Source organism: Nitrospira sp. MA-1 (assembly GCA_032139905.1).
Classification (GTDB): domain Bacteria; phylum Nitrospirota; class Nitrospiria; order Nitrospirales; family UBA8639; genus Nitrospira_E.
On the sequence record JAQJDB010000004.1, the window covers coordinates 173,965 to 193,117 of the forward strand.

The following is a 19,153-nucleotide window of genomic DNA, read 5'->3' on the forward strand; positions in this document are numbered from 1 at the left end:
AATCGTCAAAATCCGGCCTCGCTCATCCGCTTTGTCGCTCTCGATTCCCCAAGCCGATAGACTCCTAAGCCGGTGCGCAATCCAGCAACTGCTTGATGTCCTTGTCGAGCGCATCGGCCAGCTCCACCGAAATATTCTTGTCGCGTTGCGCATCGACGTAATGTTCCAAGGCAATCAACCGGTTCGTCGCCACCAAGGACTGACCCTGTTGGAACAGGCGCTGCACCGCCTCTAGCTGGGCCAGCATCTGTTTTGGGGCCTGCCCGCTCAAGGACCAATCAGCCGGCAGCGTCGAGGACTCCGGATCGGACTGGAGGCGCGTAATGACGTTGCTCATTCTGCCCAGCTTCGCCACCGGATCCATGGTGACCTTGAGGGTTGCCTGTTGGGTGGCCGGCAGCGCTGTGCCGTCCGCGGGAATAGCCTTGACGAACAGGGTATGGAGACCGCACTTGCGTGGCTGGAACGGCACACGGGTCACGAAATCGCTGTCGGCCGGGATGCGGGGAACATTTTCCATGTCAAACAGTTGGGCGCCCTGCGCCGGGTCACCGTCATAGAACAGCACCAGCACGTCGTCCAAATCGGCACCGGGGACGTGGTAGTCGGCACGCACCTGAACGCGATCATTTATCGGCACTTGCGTGACCGGCGCGCCGTCCTTTTCCGCGTTCGCGCTCGCGGTCTTCAAGGTCTTGGATGTGGGCTCGGCTCCGGGCGATGGGGCGGTCTTGGCCACCACGGAGAACACCTGATTATAAAAGCCCAGGTTGTTGCTGTAGGTCTGAACCGGGATGTCGGCCAAGGAATTCACATCCGTGGGCGGAATACTTGTCAGGCCGTGGTCGGCCAATTCCGGTACGCCGCCGCTGCCGTCCTCGGGAAACGCCACAACCCAGAACTTCCAGTAGCTGGCTAAAACGGAATCCGGCAACGCGGGGGGATCCCAGGTGGCTTTTGCGTAGGCCCAGTTGAGTCGCGCATTTTGGTCGGTACACGGATCATCGGGCTCGGTCGACGACCCGCCGCAGAGGGCCGGGATCGGGTTCAAGACGTCCTCGCCGATGGCTATCGCCCGGGCAAAGCCGTGCGGGCCTGAGCCGGCGGCAAACTGCCCGCGCTGGTTGTCCCAGGGCTGCGCGTAGAAGCGCACGCGCACCGTGCTGCCCGCCGACAGGTTTGTAAGGCTGTAGTTGTAGACCCGCGCCCGCAGCATCACCGAATTGCCCTCCGTTATCCGCGTGATCTGCGGTCCTTCGGCCGAAGTCCCCGGGGTCACGAACAGCCCCTTCATCTGATAGAAAGGATTGGTGGCAAGATTCGCCGGGGTCGGCGTCTGGCCATTGGGCGTGCATCCCGGCGAGGCGAACGAGGAGCTGAACCCGACCGGGCAGTTGAAGGCCACGCGCTCCCCGTCGGTGCCCTGCGGTATTGTCTGCTGCCAGCGTTGCGGATGGTTGAACGCGATGTCCGGCAGGACATAGGTTTGTTTCCACCAATCACCGGCCTGGATACCGCTCGTGCTGAGCGGATCGGCCGCATAGCCTGCCGTGATGAATCCGTCGCCCTTGACCGTCTCCGCAGGCGTGCGGTCGTCGATGGTGCCCGCCGTCGGCAGTTGTCCAAAAATATATGACTGGCCCTCATACAGGTACGCCGAGTTGGTGGTTGTTGCGTCAGGGCCGAGCCCGCGGTTCAAGGTAATGCCCGTGGAGTCGGCGAAGCTGGTGGCGGTGGTGTTCAGCGTACTGCTGGAACGACTCTGATTGTAGGCAAAGCTCGCGCCGCCGCTCAGGCCAAGCCCTTCGATATTGGCGCTGCCGGAGACGCTCACCGAGACGTCGAAGGAATGGGTGCTGACCGAACCGGCGGAGACATTCGAGCCGTTGCCCTCAGTCCAGTTCACCTTAACGAGTTCATTGCCCCCCTGTGAGCCCCAGGCCGAGTTTGCACCTGAAAGCAGCTGCAAGGCGCTCGTCCCCGAGGCCGTCTGCGGCTGCTCCTGCTCCAGTTGCGCGAAACTGCCAGGATAGGAAAATGCCTGACCCGGCTGCTGAGGCGGCTGATACCATTCCAGACCAGCCCCCTCGGTCGGCTGGAGATGGATAATCTGATCCGGCCCCGAGAATTGCAGGATCATCGGGCGTTCCCCGGCGGGGCAGGCGCTATTCTCCCCCGCCGCCGAATCGCCGGCGCCGGAATCCTTGATGCAATGGCCGATGACGGGATAGGAATAGATATTGAGCCGTTTAATGGTCGCCGCGACCAGATCGTCGAACACCGTCGATGCACTCAGGTCGAAGGATTGTTTGGAATAGGTGTTGAACGCTTTGCCAGCCGTGTTCTTATACATTTGCTTGGCGGCCTCTTTTAGCGAAACCGAGACGGAGGCGATGTCCGGGATACCATAGGAGATCTGCTGCTCGGCGGATTCGTCGGTCGCGTAAGTGAAGCTGGTGGTGCTCTGGCGACTGACCGCGCTAGAAGAGGATGAAACGAAGTTGTATTGAGAATTGTAGGTCCCTGGGAAAACAGTCACGTTCACGGCGCTTGGCGTAGTCGCGCCGACGGGGTTGACCCAATCGAGGTGCATGGGCGGCAGGCCGAGGATGGTGTCTGGCTGGATGTGCGCGTTCACCGTCGCCTTGGTAGGCGTCCCGAGCAGCAGTGAGCGGCCCTGTAGGTCGCCGGCGGTCAAGGAGGCGGGGAAGCTGTACAGGACATCCGGCGCTGTCTGATTGTTAAGTGGATGGATTTCTAAAGGAAACGACCCGTTATCTTGTGGTGTGGATAGGGTAACCTTTCCGTTGCCATCAAAAGCGATACCATACACGGCCTGGTTCAAACGGAGATTGGGAGAAGAGCCATTCGTGCAGTACGTCGCATAAAGAATCGAAAGTTGCAGCGTCTTGGGGATTTCAATCGTGCCACTGTGGTCGGTTTGATCGTAATTGCCGATGGCGAAATCGCGCAAAGCCAGGTCGGGATACCCGGTGGCGCAACCCCGGAGATTGGTGAGCTCAATATCTCCCAGCACGATAGGGGTCGGCCCGGCGCTGTTCTTGCCGCCGATAAACACCAAGTTAATCAGTTTTTTCTTCCAACTACTGGTGTAGCCGAACACGATCTGCTCCTGGTTGCTCAGCCAGTTCAGTCGAGCAGCCGTCATGTTCCCGATACTCCCGACCCCCAAGAGTCCCGTGATTTTCATGACGGGTGTCAGTGTTGCGGGCGTCTGAGAGGTGTCGACATCGACATGGCCGGATGCCATAAGGAGTGTGGTCTCATCATTCCAGGTGAGAGCGAGCTGATCTCTTGCGCCGTTGTCCCCTGGCAACGGTGCGGCGCCAGTGAAATTCCCGGCCAGAATATGGATCTGGGTGTAACTGTCATAGGGGGGCCGATCCTCGTTCGGAGAGGGGGAAAATTGCCTGGAACCAGCAAGGTGAAACTGGCCATTCTGGCGAGAAAACCGGTAGATTTCTATTTCTATCCCAGGTTTCGTTGCTCCACCATGCACGGGCCAACCCACAATGACTTCCGGCATACCGTCCCCGTCGAAATCCCCCGAGGTAATGGATGCCGTGCCGAGAGCATTCGCGCCGACCGGAAAGTCGACGGAAGTATAAGGGCCGGCATTGAGACCCTGATTCAGGTCGTTGACATCGTTGGCGGTTACGAATTCAAGATAGCCATGCCATTTGCCGTCTTTGCCGAGGTCGGTCTGGGCCAGCACAAAATCGTCGAAGCCATCGCCGTTGAAATCGGCCATGGTTATGCCGTTCGGGACCGGGGTCTCGGTCAGGGGAAAGGCCTTGACGATAATGGGCGGACCCTGGTCGCGGACGGTGACGATACCTTGTGTCGCGGTGACGATGACGTCGCGAGACAGATTGAACATGCGCCCGACAGCGGTGGCGGATGCTGCCACGTTGTGACTGATCTCGTACTGAGACGCATTCTCTATCGGCGCTTGTCCATTTTTCGTCGGGCTTACGATAATGCTCACGTTCGCGGGCCCGCTGGTATTCGGCTGCCCGTAGGTCGTGACCAGGTCGTCGACCGGCAACAGCGAGCGCTGTCCCTGCAGGATGTCAGTGACCTTGGAAAAGCAGGGGTCGTTCGAGTTGTCCGCGCTGCTGCAACCGCTGGTGTCGCCCGGTTGCTGGGCGAGCACGGGCGGGCTTCCGGCCATAGGCCCGGAGACGATGAGTAGGGCAATCAAAAATACGATGCGTAAGCGCAGGAGCCGAGGTGTGAACATGGTCAATCCTTCCTTATGGTTTCTTTCCGGTCATTCCCCTACCGGCAGAAATCCCGGATCATCGATAAGCTGTGCATCCGCATTCCGCGAGGAGAAGGGGAGTAGGAATGTGAAAAGACCTTTTTGACTAGGGCGGAAAGTACCAAGAAATTTGTTGAGGAATCAATTCCCAATCTTCATCTCCTGCAATTTGGTTTGCTGCATGACGGTACTTTTCTACCTTTTTTCCATGGGCATACTCGCGACAAGCGAGGAGTGCCTTGCATGGATGATGGATGTTTTCGATTAATTATTTTTCAAATTTTCCTTGTCCAAAGAAATAGGGGTCAGGAAGCTTTTTTATGATATGGTTTCGTTTAAGGTGGCTTCATACCCAGACTTGTCCGCATAGAATAGGACAATGCCTAGTATCCTGTGATGAATCGTGGGAGACAGCGCCAACGGATCTTTCAGCCCGAAACGTAAGATCAAGCGTTTCTGAATACCCTAGCCGAAGTTCATCAATGGTTTGGAGTCGAGATTCATGGGTATTGCTTATTTGGGAATCACGGGCATCTCCTGCTTTAAACCCCGCACGGGAATCTCGGTCGCGCTATGCGCCCTACTTAACGGCGTGTACCCACCACGATATAACCGCCTGAAGCGCATCAATGAACCGTTATTCAGAGGACGGTTAAATCAATCTTGGTCGAGAGGGATCGCTATCTCTTGCCGCTCTCAGGCGATATTTATCGGCATCCCGTCGAGACGAGCCCTCCCGTGGTCAACCTGCTCGAAACTTATCCCTGGTCCAGCTATCCCACGTATCTCAATCACCCAAAAGAACCCAAATGGTTATCTCGGGAGAGTGTCGCACCCGCTTTTAAAAAACCGAAGGAAAATGCCTGGGATGTTCTTTCAATCGTTTCATCTCTCACATGACAACGCAGGGCACAAGTACACGATGAAATGATATCCTGCTGTGCAGGCTAAGGTGGCAGACATGTCGGAGACGGGGACGCTGGAGTTTTTTTATTTTTTACGACGGGTGCTGGGGCCAATCGTTTGAATGGGGATCATGAGGCATTTTCTGGTAGTGTCGTCCGGCATAGAAAGTTTATGAGTGCTGATGGCCAACACCACCATCTGGTGCCGATGTGGCTCTCCTCGGCTCCACGGTGCCGTACGTTCGAAATATTTTCAATGATGGCACTTCAATTGTCGCTGACGCCAGATGAAATAGATGGCGGGGATGACCAACAGCGTGAGCACGGTTGTCGTGACCATTCCGCCGATCATCGGCGCCGCGATGCGTTGCATCACATCGGCACCCGTTCCCTGGGACCACATGATGGGCAGCAAGCCCAGGATGATGGCCGAGGCGGTCATGATTTTGGGGCGGACTCGTAGGACGGCACCTTCGATGATGGCGTCACGAAGGTCCGCCAAAGACTGCAGTCGATTCTCCCGTTGCCGGCGGGCACAGGCCTCATCCAAAAACATCACCATGATCACGCCGGTTTCTGCGGCCACTCCTGCCAAGGCGATGAGTCCGACCCACACGGCAATGCTGAGATGATAGTTTAGGACATCCACATACCAGATAGCCCCGACCAACGAGAACGGCACCGATAGCAATACAAGAAGGCATCGGGGGACGGAATGAAAGTTGAGATACAGAAGGAGGAAGATGAGAAACCCTGTGAGGGGAATCACAATCTTGAGTTTTTCTTGTGCCCGCTCCAGATACTGATATTGACCGGCCCATTGTAATGTATACCCGGATGGAAGGGTGATGTGCTTCTGAACCAGGTCTTTGGCCTTGTGAACATAGGTGCCGAGATCCTCGCCCGCAATATCGACAAACACCATACTCGCTAACGATCCATTTTCATCTCGGATAGAAGGTGGTCCCGTGGTGGTGGAGATGTGAGAAAGTTGGGCTAGAGGGATCTGTTCGCCGTTTGGCGTGCTGACGAGGACGCGCTTGAGCGCTTCCACATCTTGTCGCAGATCACGTGGGTATCGAACATTAATCGGATAGCGTTCACGGCCTTCCACGGTCCATGCAATATTTTTTCCGCCAATAGCGGATTCAATGACATCCTGCACGTCCCCAACGGTGAGGCCATAACGGGCAGCGGCGGTGCGGTTCACGTCGATATCGACATAGTACCCTCCCATGACCCGTTCGGCGTAGGCACTCCGGGTGCCCTGAAGTGGTTGAAGCAGACTTTCAATCTGTAGCCCGATGCGTTCCAGTTCTTCTAATTTCGGCCCCAGGATACGAATCCCTAAACTAGTTCGAATTCCGGTGACGAGCATTTCGGTTCGTGTTTGAATCGGCATCCACCAAATATTGACCATCCCCGGGAATTTTACCTTTTGGTCCATTTCAGCAATGAGCTTGTCCCACGTCATGCCCGGCCGCCAATCTTCCTGAGGCTTCAGGGTCACCATGGTCTCGCCCATATGTAAGGGGGCCGGATCGGTTGCGGTGCGCGCCCGCCCCATTTTGCCCATCACCTGATCCACCTCCGGGAATTCTTTTAATAATCGGTCTTGCTTTTGGAGGATGGTGGAGGCTTGTTTGATGGACATGCCCGGTATGCTGGTGGGCATATACAAAATCGTGCCTTCGTTCAGGGGGGGCATAAATTCAGAACCTAACCGTTGGTAGATGGGAACGACGACGATCATTCCGATTATGGCCAAGCCGACCACCAGCCATCGGACTTTCAGAACACCTTTCAGAAGAGGGGTATAGATCCAGACCAGAAAACGGTTTAACGGGTTTCGACGTTCAGCCATGACCCGGCCGCGAATGAACCATTTCATCAAGAGGGGAGCCAACCCGATGGACAACAACGCTGCAAAGAACATGGCGAATGTTTTGGTGTAGGCCAGCGGCTTGAACAGACGGCCTTCCTGCGCTTCTAATGTAAATATGGGCAGAAACGAGACGGTGATGATGAGCAAAGAAAAGAAGAGGGGCTTGCCGACTTCCCGGGCGGCTTGAATAATGACGTCATCGCGTGAGCCTGAACGTTCTTGGGCTTCCCACTCTTCCAAGCGACGGTGGGCATTTTCCACCATGACAATGACCGCATCCACCATCGTCCCGATGGCGATGGCGATGCCCGAGAGTGACATGACATTCGAGGAGACGCCCAGATAATACATCGCAATAAACGATAGGAGAATCGCCACCGGCAGTAAGAGGGCGGGAACCAGCGCGGAGCGAAAGTGAAATAAAAAGAGGAGGCTAATCACGCTCACGACGATGGTGATTTCAATGACTTTTTCTTTGAGCGTGGCGATGGCCCGAAGAATTAATTCCGAGCGATCATACACCGGAACGATACGGATGCCTTCGGGAATGGAGGGCGTGATGGTGGCTATTTGTTCTTTGACCCGTTGAATGACGTCAAGCGCATCTTCGCCATAACGCATCACGACGATGCCACCGACGGTTTCTCCTTGTCCATTCAATTCAGCAATGCCACGTCTGAGATCCGGACCGAACGTCACGGTCGCGACATCGTGGACGGTAATGGGCGTCCCCTTTCCGTCCGTTCCGATGGGAATGGTTCGAAGATCGTCAAGCGATTGGATGTATCCACGGCCTCGTACCATATATTCCCGTTCACTGGCCTCAATGACCCGTCCTCCCACTTCATTGTTACTGCGTCGGACAGCCTGAATGACCTGGGGAAGGCCGATACCATATCCCTGTAATTTCACGGGATCGACCTGGATTTGATACTGTTTGACGAACCCGCCGATGGTCGCCACTTCCGCCACGCCTGGCACACTTTGCAACCAATAGCGCAAATACCAATCTTGAAACGAGCGAAGATCGGCCAGGCTATGGTTTCCGCTTTCGTCCACCAAGGCATATTGAAAAACCCACCCGACCCCTGTCGCATCTGGTCCTAACGTCGGAGAGATCCCTTCCGGCAGTTTTCCCACGAGCCCCTGCAGGTATTCCACCACACGGCTTCGGGCCCAATACATGTCGGTTCCGTCCTGAAACACAATGTAGACAAAGGACAAACCCAGCATCGATTGTCCCCGAACATATTTGATGCGTGGAGCGCCTAACATCGAGGTGACAATGGGATAGGTGATTTGATCCTCAATCAAATCCGGGCTTCGGCCAGGCCACTCCGTCAAGACGATCACTTGCACATCGGATAGATCGGGCAGGGCATCCAGGGGCGTGTGAGAGACCGCCCAGATTCCCCAACCCATCAGAAAAAGGGTCAGGATTCCTACCAAAAAACCGTTGCGCGCGCTCCAGCCAATGATTCGTTCAATCATGTTGGATCACTCACATTCCGGACATGCCCGGCATCCCGGACATTCCTCCGCCTCCGGCAACCAACGAAAACGTTTCCTGAATATCGGGCTGCCCTGCACGGTGAATCAGGATCGTCAGATCCCATTGTCCTGCCATGCCGAGATTGACCGTGGCTTCATAGGTGCCTTCCGCTCTTGCTGTCATGGGAACGGTAGCTGGGCGCATACCCGGCATTGGCATGGTGAAGGTGAGTTGAACCTGCACAGGAGAGACCGGTTTGCCCTGTTGATTGGAGACGATCACCTGAATACGGTTTTCCCCTATGCGTGCTGGCGAGGGGTTGGTTGACAAGGCCAGCGCGAGGTCACCGGCTTTCTTATGACTCGTTCTTGCCGGTGGCTTGTTCGCCGGCGCCATTCCTGATCCTGTCATGGCCTTGTCCACACTCATATCCATATCCATCTTGCCCATGTTCGCCTGCTCCATTTTGATACCTCCCATCCCAAGCGCACCCATCATGTTCGAACTCGCCATGAGCTTGCTTTCCGAATCGAGGAGAAACGTGCCGGACGTGGCGATCCGTTCGTCCAGAGCCAGACCCTCGACGATTTCATAGTAGCCGCCTACTTTCGGGCCAAGGGTGACTTGCCGTGGTTCAAACATGCCTTCTCCCCGGACCACATAGACGACCTGTCGGGTTCCGGAATCGAGCACCGCTTCTTCAGGAACCACAAGCTTCCTTCCGCGATTCACCTGAATCTGAACGGTTCCATACATGTCAGGTTTCAGCCGCAGCTTCGGGTTCTTGAACACCAGCCGAACGGTATTGGTTCGGGACTCCTGATTGAGGTAGGGATAGATAAAGGTAGTCTCTCCTTGAAAGGTTTCTCCAGGATAGGCCGCCAGGGTCAGGGTTCCCTGTTGTCCCACTTGGACGAAGGGCATTTCATACTCAAACACTTCCGCCTGCACCCAGACGGTAGAAAGATCGGCAATCGCATAGAGGGTCATCTCGGGTTTCACCAACGTGCCTTTAAACACCTGCTTATCGATAACGTACCCGGCGACTTGGGAATAGATCGTGACATAGGTCTGCGGCTTGCCACGACGCGCTAACTCATCGATCTGCGCATCCGTCAACGTCCAATGTCGGAGACGGTCGCGCGCAGACTGGACCATTTGTGCCGTCTGATGTCGGGTTTCGAGCAGGGGGCTGCTCTGAATCTGCTCGTTGGCCTTCATCGCAAGCAGATATTCTTCCTGCGCCGACACGAGTTCCTGGCTGTAGAGGGTGAACAAGGGCTGACCTTTTCGAACAAGTTGGCCCGTGGTATCCACAAAGAGATCTTCCACCCAACCTGAAATGCGAAGATTGATATGGGTGAGACGTTGTTCGTCATAGTCCACTTTCCCCACGGCGCGGATCACCGTTTGGAGCGGGCGCATGCTCACCAGGGCGGTGGTGAGGCCAATCAATTGTTGCCGCGCCGGAGTCACCATGGCATAGGCCTGGCTGGATTCCTTCTCCATGGAGGAATGGCCGCTCATGGTTCCCATGTCCTGCATGGGTTGGTCGGTATGCCTCGCCTCGTTCGTGGTCGTCCCCGTTGATTGGAAGAGGGGCCACCAGGATTCTTTGAAAAAGAACAGGCTTGCCACAAGGATACAAAGCAATACTCCAAGGATGATCCAGCGTGGGCGTGAGGTGTGCGTAATCATCGTGCGTCTCCTTCTTACAAGTCCGCGCCGAGCACGCGTTCCAGTTGGGCGACTTGCTGTTCCCGGTTCACGAGCGCCCGGATATATTCAAGCCGAAAGCTGATGAGGGCGCGTTCCGCATCGATCAGATCCAAAAAATCCGTGCGATCCGTCCGATAGCCCGCATGGGCAGCTTGGAGAACCTGCTGTGACTGAGGAAGGATGGTGGTGCGATAGAGTTCCAGAACCTCTTGAGTGGCCTGAATTTGCACCACCAGATCCTTGACCTGAAAGCGAGTGAGTGTGACAAGGGTCTGTTGCTTGGCTTGTGCGGATCTGACCTGCGCCGCCGCTTCCCTGACACCTGCGTCATACTTCGGTTTGGTCCAGAACGCAAAGGGAATGTTCATCATCACATTCCCGCCGAATCCGTCATCGGCGTTGTTGTTTTGCCAGCGCTGGAGTTCCACCCGAAGGTGAGGGTAGTACTGCAATTTGGCCAGTTGCGTGGCCGACTGAAATCGCGTCACCGCCAGATCAGCTTCTTGCAGTTCCGGGCGGAGTCGAAGCGCGTGCGCCTGGAGTTCTTCAAGCGAGCGTGTCAGCGGTTGTGGATGTGGTGCTCGCGGAATACCAAGCGGAGCATGGGGATCACGATTCAGAATGGTATTGAGATGAGCTTGAGCGGTTTCCCGTTGTTGATTGAGGACGGGTAATTGTTGGGAAATTTTGGAAAGCTCTACTTGAGCTCGCAGGACGTCTACCTGTGTTCGGGTTCCCACTCCGTATTTGGCATTGGCAATATCAAAGAACTGCCTGAGTAATTTTTGCTGTTCATGATGGACCTCAATGGCTTTGTGGGCGAACAACAGCTCAAAAAAGGCCGTCTTGACCGCAGCGGTAATTTCGCGGATTTTGGCAGCCACGCGTTGTTCCGCCTGGTCGGCTTCCCGTGTCGCCACCTCGGCTTTCTTCGAAAGCAACCCCGGGAAGGGAAATTGTTGGGCAACCCCGTAGATAACTGTTTGCGTTTTGGTGACATTCAGCGAGTCAGGAGTATTCCACAACTGAACCTTTAATTCGGGGTCGGCCAGGGCTCCTACTTGAGGGGCGCGCTCCTTCATGGCCAGGACCTGCTCTTGGGTCGCCGCGATTTCAGGATTCTGTTGAATCGCTTCCTGGATCAGGGGCACCAGCTCCAAGACCGGTTCAGTCGTGCCGGTTGGTTGAGCCGCGAGTGGACCTGCCGGACCAAGCCATACCATACCGAATGCCACTATCACCACGTATCTTGAAATAATCTGGTGCATGGTTGACTCCGCTTGTTATGTAGCGACCATGGACTTCTCACCGATTCTGCCTCATACCCAAAAAAGCAGGAAGGAGAAAAGGGTCCTGTCGATCAGGCCTGAAGATGTCAGACCGGGATCAGTAAGGTCGTGAATTCAGGGATTTGGTGATGAACGGAAAAACGGGGAGCGGATCAAATACGAAAAACCGAGATGAGGAGGAGAAGGTCTTTTGTTACGGCCACATGGCCGGTACCGGGCGGAAAGATGATATTTCTGGAGGGGACAAGGTCAGGAAGAAGCAGGGCCATTTCGCCAATGAAGGGGACGTGAGCCTGGTTGTTTGAAGGAGTATCGAGACTCGATTGGACCGCGAGAGTTTTAAACCCGTCACAGAACTGAGTAACCGGCTCTTCCCCTGGCATAGTGCAATCGCTCACTTGAGGGACCGGCATTTTGGCATAGACCGGCACCAGACAAGCGTAGGCGTTAAAGCTGAACGCGAGGAACAGACCAATCAGAAAGAGGGCTAACAGTTTCGGGAAGGATCTCATCAGAGTTATCCTACTCTTAAAACCCTTGTCAGTAAATAGCGTTTCTAGCTAGAGAGTGTTGAGTAATAAAAATTTCCAAGGGCGTATTGACCAACAAGCACGTTGCATATTAGAGGCCCTCGGGGCGGTTCAAAAAAGCATGCCCTGAGCCTTTCGAAGGCTTCGTCCAGTCCTGCCCTGAGTCATGCCGAAGGGAAGGCCGCAGTCATTTTTGCGCGCAGAGCGTACTTCCAGTACGTGAGCACGGAAAAATGGCGAGAACGCCGCTGGCGGCTTTTTTCAACAGCCCCAGCAAGCAGCCGTTGGGTATGCTGACTGGCCCTTCATGAATCCATGGGGACGAATGATCGTAACCGCCAATTTTGATGCTCTCTTGCTAAAAGACGATGGATGAAGTTTTCATCGAATAACCTTGAGAAGTAAAAACGGAAGTCATTACTGACCGCACTTGGATTCAGGATCAGGGAAACGGAAGGCCCTTCTGGATGAAGACGGGACAGCGCAGCTAATATGAAATTAGTGAACCATAGTGGCGGCAGGCCGAACTTTTTAAGGGATTGTGACTGTAGATTATTGAAGAAACCTGTCTTGGAACCTTGTTAGGGAGAACTAGGGTTGGAATGCTAAGAAGGTCAAATGGGGTTTTTCCCATACGGGATCAAATGCAGCGAGATGTTAGGATCTTGGGTTTACGGACAGCTGGACACCCACGTCGTCCACTGAATTTGACTTCATGAACTTGTAAAGCGCTTCCCCGACAAACAGGTGGTAGTCTATAACAGAAAGTATCCAGGCCAGCAGCTGCCACTCTATGTCAACCCCCTTGGAGGTGAAGTAGTCCCGACCAAGATAGCGGACTGGCTGGCCGCTAACGAGGCAGTCTCGCCAAGGCATGTGTGAATAATGAAGCGGCAGCTCATTGACCTCGCCGGTTTGAAATCCAATAAAGATTTTCTCCATCTCAAGAATTGTAGTGCTATGAACTAGATCATGACGCAATTGAGTTAGTGAAGAGAATTGTCTTTCATTTTTTCCCCGTGCAACAACCCTTTCAACTAATTCCATTGGCAGTACTGTCGCTCTCATCTTGGAAAGATCGGAAAAATGCTTACTTTGCACATTTTTAAAACGTAAAATAGGTCTAGAACATCCATTTAGAAAGTGCACTAGCTTGCTTGATATATCAAGCGATGTGCAAAGCGATATGACACAATATGTGATACTAGTTGCCGCCTTGTATGAACTTGGACCAGTGTGGACTATCTCCGGGGTGTCCATTTGCACTGCAGCCCAATACTCATTTTTTATTGTTGCTCTCTGAATCGCTAACAATTCAGCAAAGGCATTGATTGCGCGTTGCATGAGTGACATCAGATCGCTGCAAATTCTAATAAGTTGTATGTGCGAAAGCCTGATGGCAATGTATTCACTGGTAAATGGTACCTGTCCAGTTTTAGCAGCCGAATGCACCATGTTGTCGATTTCCTCAAGTTGCTCTCTGCTGCCTTCACCAAATCCGAGGTGAAAGTATCCGTTTGGCAACAATCTCGATAGCAAGTCGAACGTTGACACTGATGTAGTCCCGACCTGCCAATAGCGGAATTGGTCCGTTAAATTAGAAACGTAATACTTTTCTAGCTCGAACCACTGAAACGGAGGCAAATTCAACGAGAGATCAAGTGTGGCCTCATGGCAAAGCAGTTCCACTCCACATAATTTATTTGCCTTGGCTGAAGCCGACTCAATACCGTCAGCGCGAATTGGCAAAGTGCAATTACCAAATATGTCTTCCAAGACATACCGCTTGGAGTCTATTTCTCTCAAGAAGAGACCCTTGGTAGTAAAATATCGATTCATTGCCGATTCCTATGGGTTCGCACGAGGCTCGAGTTTAATTCCCTTTTTCACTCGAAGGGCGATTGACAAAATCACACCTAGAAAGCGTAGTGGTCAATATAACACTCTCCTCAATGCAGTAAATCTTGCCAATGTCAAATCATTTCGACCACAATCCCTTCGCTTTTCGTATGACTTACAAACATTTCCAAAGGCATCGAAAATGACAAATGGAGCAAGGATGGTTAGTATATCTTACCTTTTGGCCAAAGTCGTATAGAGCTGGATCAAGTGGAGTGCTAATTCCATGTATCCGAATACCGCATTCGGTTTCAATATTTTTCCTTTATTGCATAAATCAAATGAAGAAAATTCTTCGTAAAAATTGGTTGAACGCACTTTTACTTCTGTAAATAAAGTGCGCTCTAAGACCATATCTGCGATTAGAGGAAAGGGGAATGAATTAACAGAGGTTAGACTAAGACTTGCATTTGTAAGAGCTGGTCGCAAAGTTGGACAATGTATGGAAAGACCATTGTAGAAAAACCCGACTTTTTTCTAATAATCAAAAGCTAGCATTTCTTGGTGATGGGTGTTTTGGCATGGTTGACCTTTGTCTGGTCATATTCCAAAGACCAATCCCTCTTTTTGAGAAACAGAATTCAAGTTAAACTAAATGCGCGATCGGAACACGAAAAAATCGATTAAGAGCCGAAGGCATTAACGTTCTAAAAATTTGGAAACATGATATCAGAAAAAATATCAACTCTCTTTTGAAGAAAACTACTGAAAATTTAAATGAACCATCCAAACAGTTGATCTCCCTTGAAAAATGAAAGCCTTGTTGCCTTAGATCCTTGTGCTAAAAGCGTTTCAATTCGGCACCATTTTCTTTAAATATACGGACCCTACCAAAAATGTCCCAAAAGCCATTTTCCTCAAAGCCAACGTATTTGAGTTTATTCGCAGGGTGTGGTGGTTTTGACTTAGGCTTCCATAAGGCAGGATTCACTTGTCTTAATGCATTTGATATAAATCTTTCGGCTGTTGAGACCTACAACCAGAACATTCCGTCTTCGAAAGCAACAATCGCTGATTTAAATAATTGGAAAAACCTTAACCTAAAAAAAAGGGGTGCTGACGTTGTTGTGGCGGGCCCTCCTTGCCAAGGATTCTCAACCATTGGGAAAAGACTCCTTGATGATCCTCGAAATAATCTCTTACTTGTTCCTGTGGAAACTGCGATATATGTGGGTGCAAAAGTTCTTATTATAGAAAACGTACCCGGAGTATTGGCCGACCCACATTCCAAATTTTGGTTTCTGGCCCAAGCCCGCCTCGCCTCAAAGGGATTTCAAAGTAGGACAATATTTCTAGATGCTGGGCTTACCGGTCTTCCTCAAACAAGAAAAAGAATCCTACTTGTTGCGCACAAAGGAAAAGATCCAATACCCGAATGGCCAACGGACCTTGGCAACCCTAGATCTCCATTAGAGACTATTCTCTCCCTCAAATCATCGTTGCCTAATCATTCCCCTAAACTACTAATCCCGGGATCGAAAGAAGCCAGAATTGCAAAATACATTAATCCTGGGCAAAAGTTGTGTAATGTCCGAGCGGGGGATTCTTCTGTCCATACATGGGATATTGCAGAAGTATTTGGAAAGGTTACAAGGAACGAAAAAATGTTCCTAGAGACACTAATGGTTATTAGGAGAAGGGACCGGAAACGCGATTGGGGTGATGCAGACCCTATAAGCAGTAAAATTCTCAGAAAAGCCATGGGGAATAATTGGAATAAATTAGCGGAAAGCTTAATAAACAAAGGGTACGTACGAAAATTGAGAGGGAATTTGTATGATCTTTCTCACACCTTTAATGGTAAATACCGTCGATTACTTCCTAACAAACCCACTAATTGTGTATTGACTAGATTTTGTCAGTCTACCTATTTCCTTCATCCTTATGAGGAAAGGGGCTTCACTATTCGTGAGGCTGCAAGACTACAAGGGTTTCCTGATAATTTCATATTTTCCGGCAGTGAAAAATCACAGATGGAACAAGTAGGCAATGCAGTACCACCGCCAATGGCATATATGGTGGCAAAATGGGTTAAAAGGAATTTACTTTAGGTAGAGAATGAACTTCAATAATCTAGATGATTTGGTCTCCGACTTTGACACCGAGGATTTTGACGTGGAAGCCCGCATTGTTACAGATAAAAGACCAACCTTTAAAGCGCTTTTAAAAGAAATTCGCTTTCATGGAAATAAACGTTTTTGCCAATATATTCCCACCCATGCAAGTGGAATTGATTTTGAGCTTAGATTTGTTAAGTGGCTCAAAAACAATGCTATAACAAAAGAAATGGCCAAGGTTTTATTGAGACTATTACCTCAGATCCAATTTGTAGATCGAGAAGATTTGTTAGCCCTATATACAGCCTCGTTTAATGGGCCTATAAAAAGATGGTTCATGGATCAACTCTCTTTTGACTTTTTTCTTGCACAAGAAGATCTCAAAAAAAAATTAAAAGAGGCAATAGATTCCACATGGTTTTGCCCCATTACTGACAGTATGGATATTGCCCAATTTCACCATATTAATGGGATAGCCAACCAGGACCAAAGGCCGCCGTGGAGGACCCTTCGCGAGTTTGGCGATATAAAACTAATAAAAAAATACATGAGGGAAAAAGGGTTCCAAAGAATTGTTTTAATTGAGGACTTTGTCGGAACCGGGACCCAGGCCAAATCTGTCCTACAATTCGTGGAAAAGGATTTTTGTAAGGAATTTCCTGTTTTATTCCTCCCACTAATCATTTCTCAAATAGGAGTAGAGAGACTCGAGAACCAATTTGGAAAAGTAATGGGTCTCTACATCCAAAAATTATTTGTCCTGCCACTGCAAGTACACTTACTTAAAGAAGTACAAATTTTTGAACCTAGTATTTTTCCTGCACTTAGGGAACTCGTTGATGAAACTTTCGAAGATGTAAAACAACCCTTTCCCCCAGAAAAAAACCCGTTAAGGAAAAGGGAAAAGTTTGGATTTGGTGAAACGGGAGCCTTAATTGTCCTTTTTACAAATTGCCCAAATAATACGCTTCCGATTATATGGCACAACTCACCTAACTGGTCAGCTTTGTTTCCACGAGTACAACGGCATTGATGGAGAAAAAATGCGCGGTAATGGCGGAAATCCTTTCCAAGAGCTTTATTTGACCGAAGCGCTTGAGGACCCTAGGAAATATTGGAGCTTATTTAGCCCAAAGATTATTACAGGTGAAGCCCAGCTATTATTTAGAAAAGGCAATGTGGTCCTTAAAGGCAGCAATGGAACGGGCAAAACCATGCTACTAAAGCAACTATCCCCTGAAGTGCAGGCTGCCTGTCTGCAACAAAACATTGAATCTCCTATTCCAGACCGGAACCGGTTATTTGTGAGTGTTGGAATAAATTTTATACATGCAGGATTTGGTGTTCTTGGAAATAGAAAACTCGCAGATGACCCGTTTGAGAATATAACTCTTTGGTCCCTTGTCTTTGCGGATATGGTTAATCTCCACATCATAGTTGAAATCATTAAGTTACTTGAGTTCCTAAAAAGTGAAAAGGGGAGAATGCTTGCACAATACATAGATGCTGGTATTAAAGGAAATTGTCTTGAGGAGTTTGCTCAATATTTTTCGGCCCGAGACTGTTGGCAGGGTGCCCTTAAGAATGTGAATAGCCTCTCTGAATTCAAGGATAAGATTCACAAACGAATAAGTGGGTATCGCGCATTTATAAACTGGAATAGGGATGATCTGCCCGATATTGTGAAAACAACAAAAACTGAAATTGGCGTTCCAATCGTCGAATGCAAAGAAGCCCTAGAAAAATTCCAAATTCTCCGACCAGGTATACTATTATTTGTTACCCTCGACCAATACGAAACACTTTTGAGCATAGATTATGAAAGCCAAAATGATAAAAATAAAGCTGTAGGTCGGAGCTTTTGCCGAGTGATAAATTCGTTATTGGCTTCTCGAAACCCCAAGGTTTCTTACAAAGTGGGGGTCCGGCCATACAGCTGGGAATTGGAAGCACGTACCTTTGGGACTGACGCAAAATTAGAGGTAGGCCGCGATTATCAAATAGTCAATCTGGATGATATCCTCAAGCTAAAAGAAGATAGTGGAACTTGGATTTTCCCTGATTTTGCGCGTGATGTCGCGAGTAGAAGAATAGCTGCAGAAAAAGGTGGAGAGCATGATGAATATATAAACTGGTGGAAAGAACATCTGGAATCCCTTAAGCCCGAGGATGAGCTAAAAAAATACTGTCGGAATAACAATGAAAGATTATTACCTTTTGACTCAAGTTGGCCATCCGTCTGGAACAAGTTCCTAAAGAAAATTTATACCAAGAATAAATTTCAGGCGAAGCTGATGGAGACTTGGATAAATCAGGAACTAAAAAGGGCAAATACTCTCCCTGAGCATCCGCCCAATGGGCCTGATTTTCCCTGGCGCAAAAAATATTGGGAAAAAGAAAGGCGTGAGGCTTTGTTAATGCAAATTGCTTCTTTTTGTCGACAAAGAAGATTGTATGGGGGATGGGATACAATTATTACACTGAGTGCTCCAAATATACTCGTTTTTTTAAGTGTATGTCGCGAAATATGGGACAGCTCTGAAAGAGCTAAAGCTAAGCATAAATCATTGGAGGAAAAAATTTCACCAGAAATTCAAACACAAGCCATTAGGCTGGTCTCAGAAATGTGGCTAAAAAAGCAGAATGCGTGGCCAGGCGGAGCACGTCGAAGGGACTTTATAGAGAGACTAGGGATTGGAATTAAAAGTTCAATTTTAGAGGATAAAGGTCTTGTTTATCCTGGGCATAATGGGTTTTCTTTGTTAGAAGAAGAAATCCGTTCCCCCGAAGGTGAAGAAGTGCGGAGATTTCTCGAAGATGCAACTGATTTTGGAGCGCTGATTTCCTCACCCCACACTACAAGAAGTAATGACAGGAAATTAAGGAGGAAATGGTATCTTTTTCCTATTCTATGTCCAAATTTTGAGATCCCTGCGATCCGAACAAAAGAGCCCTACTATGCCAAACTTTCTGAGGTAAAAAACTGGATAAGTCTCAAAAGGCCACCAATTAAATTTCGCAAGTCGAGTCACATGACCAAAGAGCAGGCTCAGCAGCAATCCCTATTTGAATAGGTTTTTTATATTAAGGAT

9 protein-coding genes are annotated in these 19,153 nt (G+C 50.4%); 3 read left to right on the plus strand and 6 right to left on the minus strand.

All coding sequences use genetic code 11. The features are described 5' to 3' along the window. Positions 1-64: 64 nt before the first annotated feature. From PJI16_03815 to PJI16_03840, 6 genes are all read right to left on the minus strand, one after another. Positions 65-4,264: a VCBS repeat-containing protein gene (locus tag PJI16_03815; GenBank protein MDT3776685.1), complete on the minus strand. Its 4,200-nt coding sequence runs from the start codon at positions 4,262-4,264 to the stop codon at positions 65-67. A 1,179-nt stretch (positions 4,265-5,443) separates the two neighbouring features. Next, positions 5,444-8,566, minus strand: a complete 3,123-nt coding sequence (locus PJI16_03820; GenBank protein MDT3776686.1) for a CusA/CzcA family heavy metal efflux RND transporter — start codon at positions 8,564-8,566, stop codon at positions 5,444-5,446. Positions 8,567-8,576: 10 nt separating this feature from the next. Next, positions 8,577-10,265 carry a FixH family protein gene (locus tag PJI16_03825; GenBank protein ID MDT3776687.1) on the minus strand — a complete coding sequence of 563 codons (1,689 nt, stop codon included), beginning with the start codon at positions 10,263-10,265 and terminating at the stop codon, positions 8,577-8,579. A gap of 14 nt (positions 10,266-10,279) precedes the next feature. Beyond that, positions 10,280-11,554 carry a TolC family protein gene (locus tag PJI16_03830; protein ID MDT3776688.1) on the minus strand — a complete coding sequence of 425 codons (1,275 nt, stop codon included), beginning with the start codon at positions 11,552-11,554 and terminating at the stop codon, positions 10,280-10,282. A 173-nt stretch (positions 11,555-11,727) separates the two neighbouring features. Further along, a complete protein-coding gene (locus PJI16_03835; protein MDT3776689.1) occupies positions 11,728-12,087 on the minus strand; it encodes a hypothetical protein in 360 nt (119 codons plus the stop codon). A 675-nt stretch (positions 12,088-12,762) separates the two neighbouring features. After that, on the minus strand, positions 12,763-13,944 hold the full coding sequence (locus PJI16_03840) for a hypothetical protein (protein ID MDT3776690.1): 1,182 nt from the start codon (positions 13,942-13,944) through the stop codon (positions 12,763-12,765). An 896-nt stretch (positions 13,945-14,840) separates the two neighbouring features. Here PJI16_03840 and PJI16_03845 point away from each other — a divergent pair. From PJI16_03845 to PJI16_03855, 3 genes are all read left to right on the plus strand, one after another. Then, a complete protein-coding gene (locus PJI16_03845) occupies positions 14,841-16,055 on the plus strand; it encodes a DNA cytosine methyltransferase (GenBank protein MDT3776691.1) in 1,215 nt (404 codons plus the stop codon). A gap of 64 nt (positions 16,056-16,119) precedes the next feature. Then, positions 16,120-17,094, plus strand: coding sequence for a hypothetical protein (locus tag PJI16_03850; GenBank protein ID MDT3776692.1), 975 nt, complete (start codon positions 16,120-16,122; stop codon positions 17,092-17,094). Between the two features lie 10 nt (positions 17,095-17,104). Continuing rightward, positions 17,105-19,135: a hypothetical protein gene (locus PJI16_03855; GenBank protein MDT3776693.1), complete on the plus strand. Its 2,031-nt coding sequence runs from the start codon at positions 17,105-17,107 to the stop codon at positions 19,133-19,135. Positions 19,136-19,153 lie beyond the last annotated feature (18 nt).

What these genes read in the sequence shown, in the direction of transcription:
- PJI16_03835 (MDT3776689.1), bottom strand. Translation starts at nt 12,087, where the DNA reads ATGAGATCCTTCCCGAAACTGTTAGCCCTCTTTCTGATTGGTCTGTTC.
- PJI16_03825 (MDT3776687.1), bottom strand. Translation starts at nt 10,265, where the DNA reads ATGATTACGCACACCTCACGCCCACGCTGGATCATCCTTGGAGTATTG.
- PJI16_03855 (MDT3776693.1), top strand. Translation starts at nt 17,105, where the DNA reads ATGCGCGGTAATGGCGGAAATCCTTTCCAAGAGCTTTATTTGACCGAA.
- PJI16_03845 (MDT3776691.1), top strand. Translation starts at nt 14,841, where the DNA reads ATGTCCCAAAAGCCATTTTCCTCAAAGCCAACGTATTTGAGTTTATTC.
- PJI16_03820 (MDT3776686.1), bottom strand. Translation starts at nt 8,566, where the DNA reads ATGATTGAACGAATCATTGGCTGGAGCGCGCGCAACGGTTTTTTGGTA.
- PJI16_03840 (MDT3776690.1), bottom strand. Translation starts at nt 13,944, where the DNA reads ATGAATCGATATTTTACTACCAAGGGTCTCTTCTTGAGAGAAATAGAC.
- PJI16_03830 (MDT3776688.1), bottom strand. Translation starts at nt 11,554, where the DNA reads ATGCACCAGATTATTTCAAGATACGTGGTGATAGTGGCATTCGGTATG.
- PJI16_03815 (MDT3776685.1), bottom strand. Translation starts at nt 4,264, where the DNA reads ATGTTCACACCTCGGCTCCTGCGCTTACGCATCGTATTTTTGATTGCC.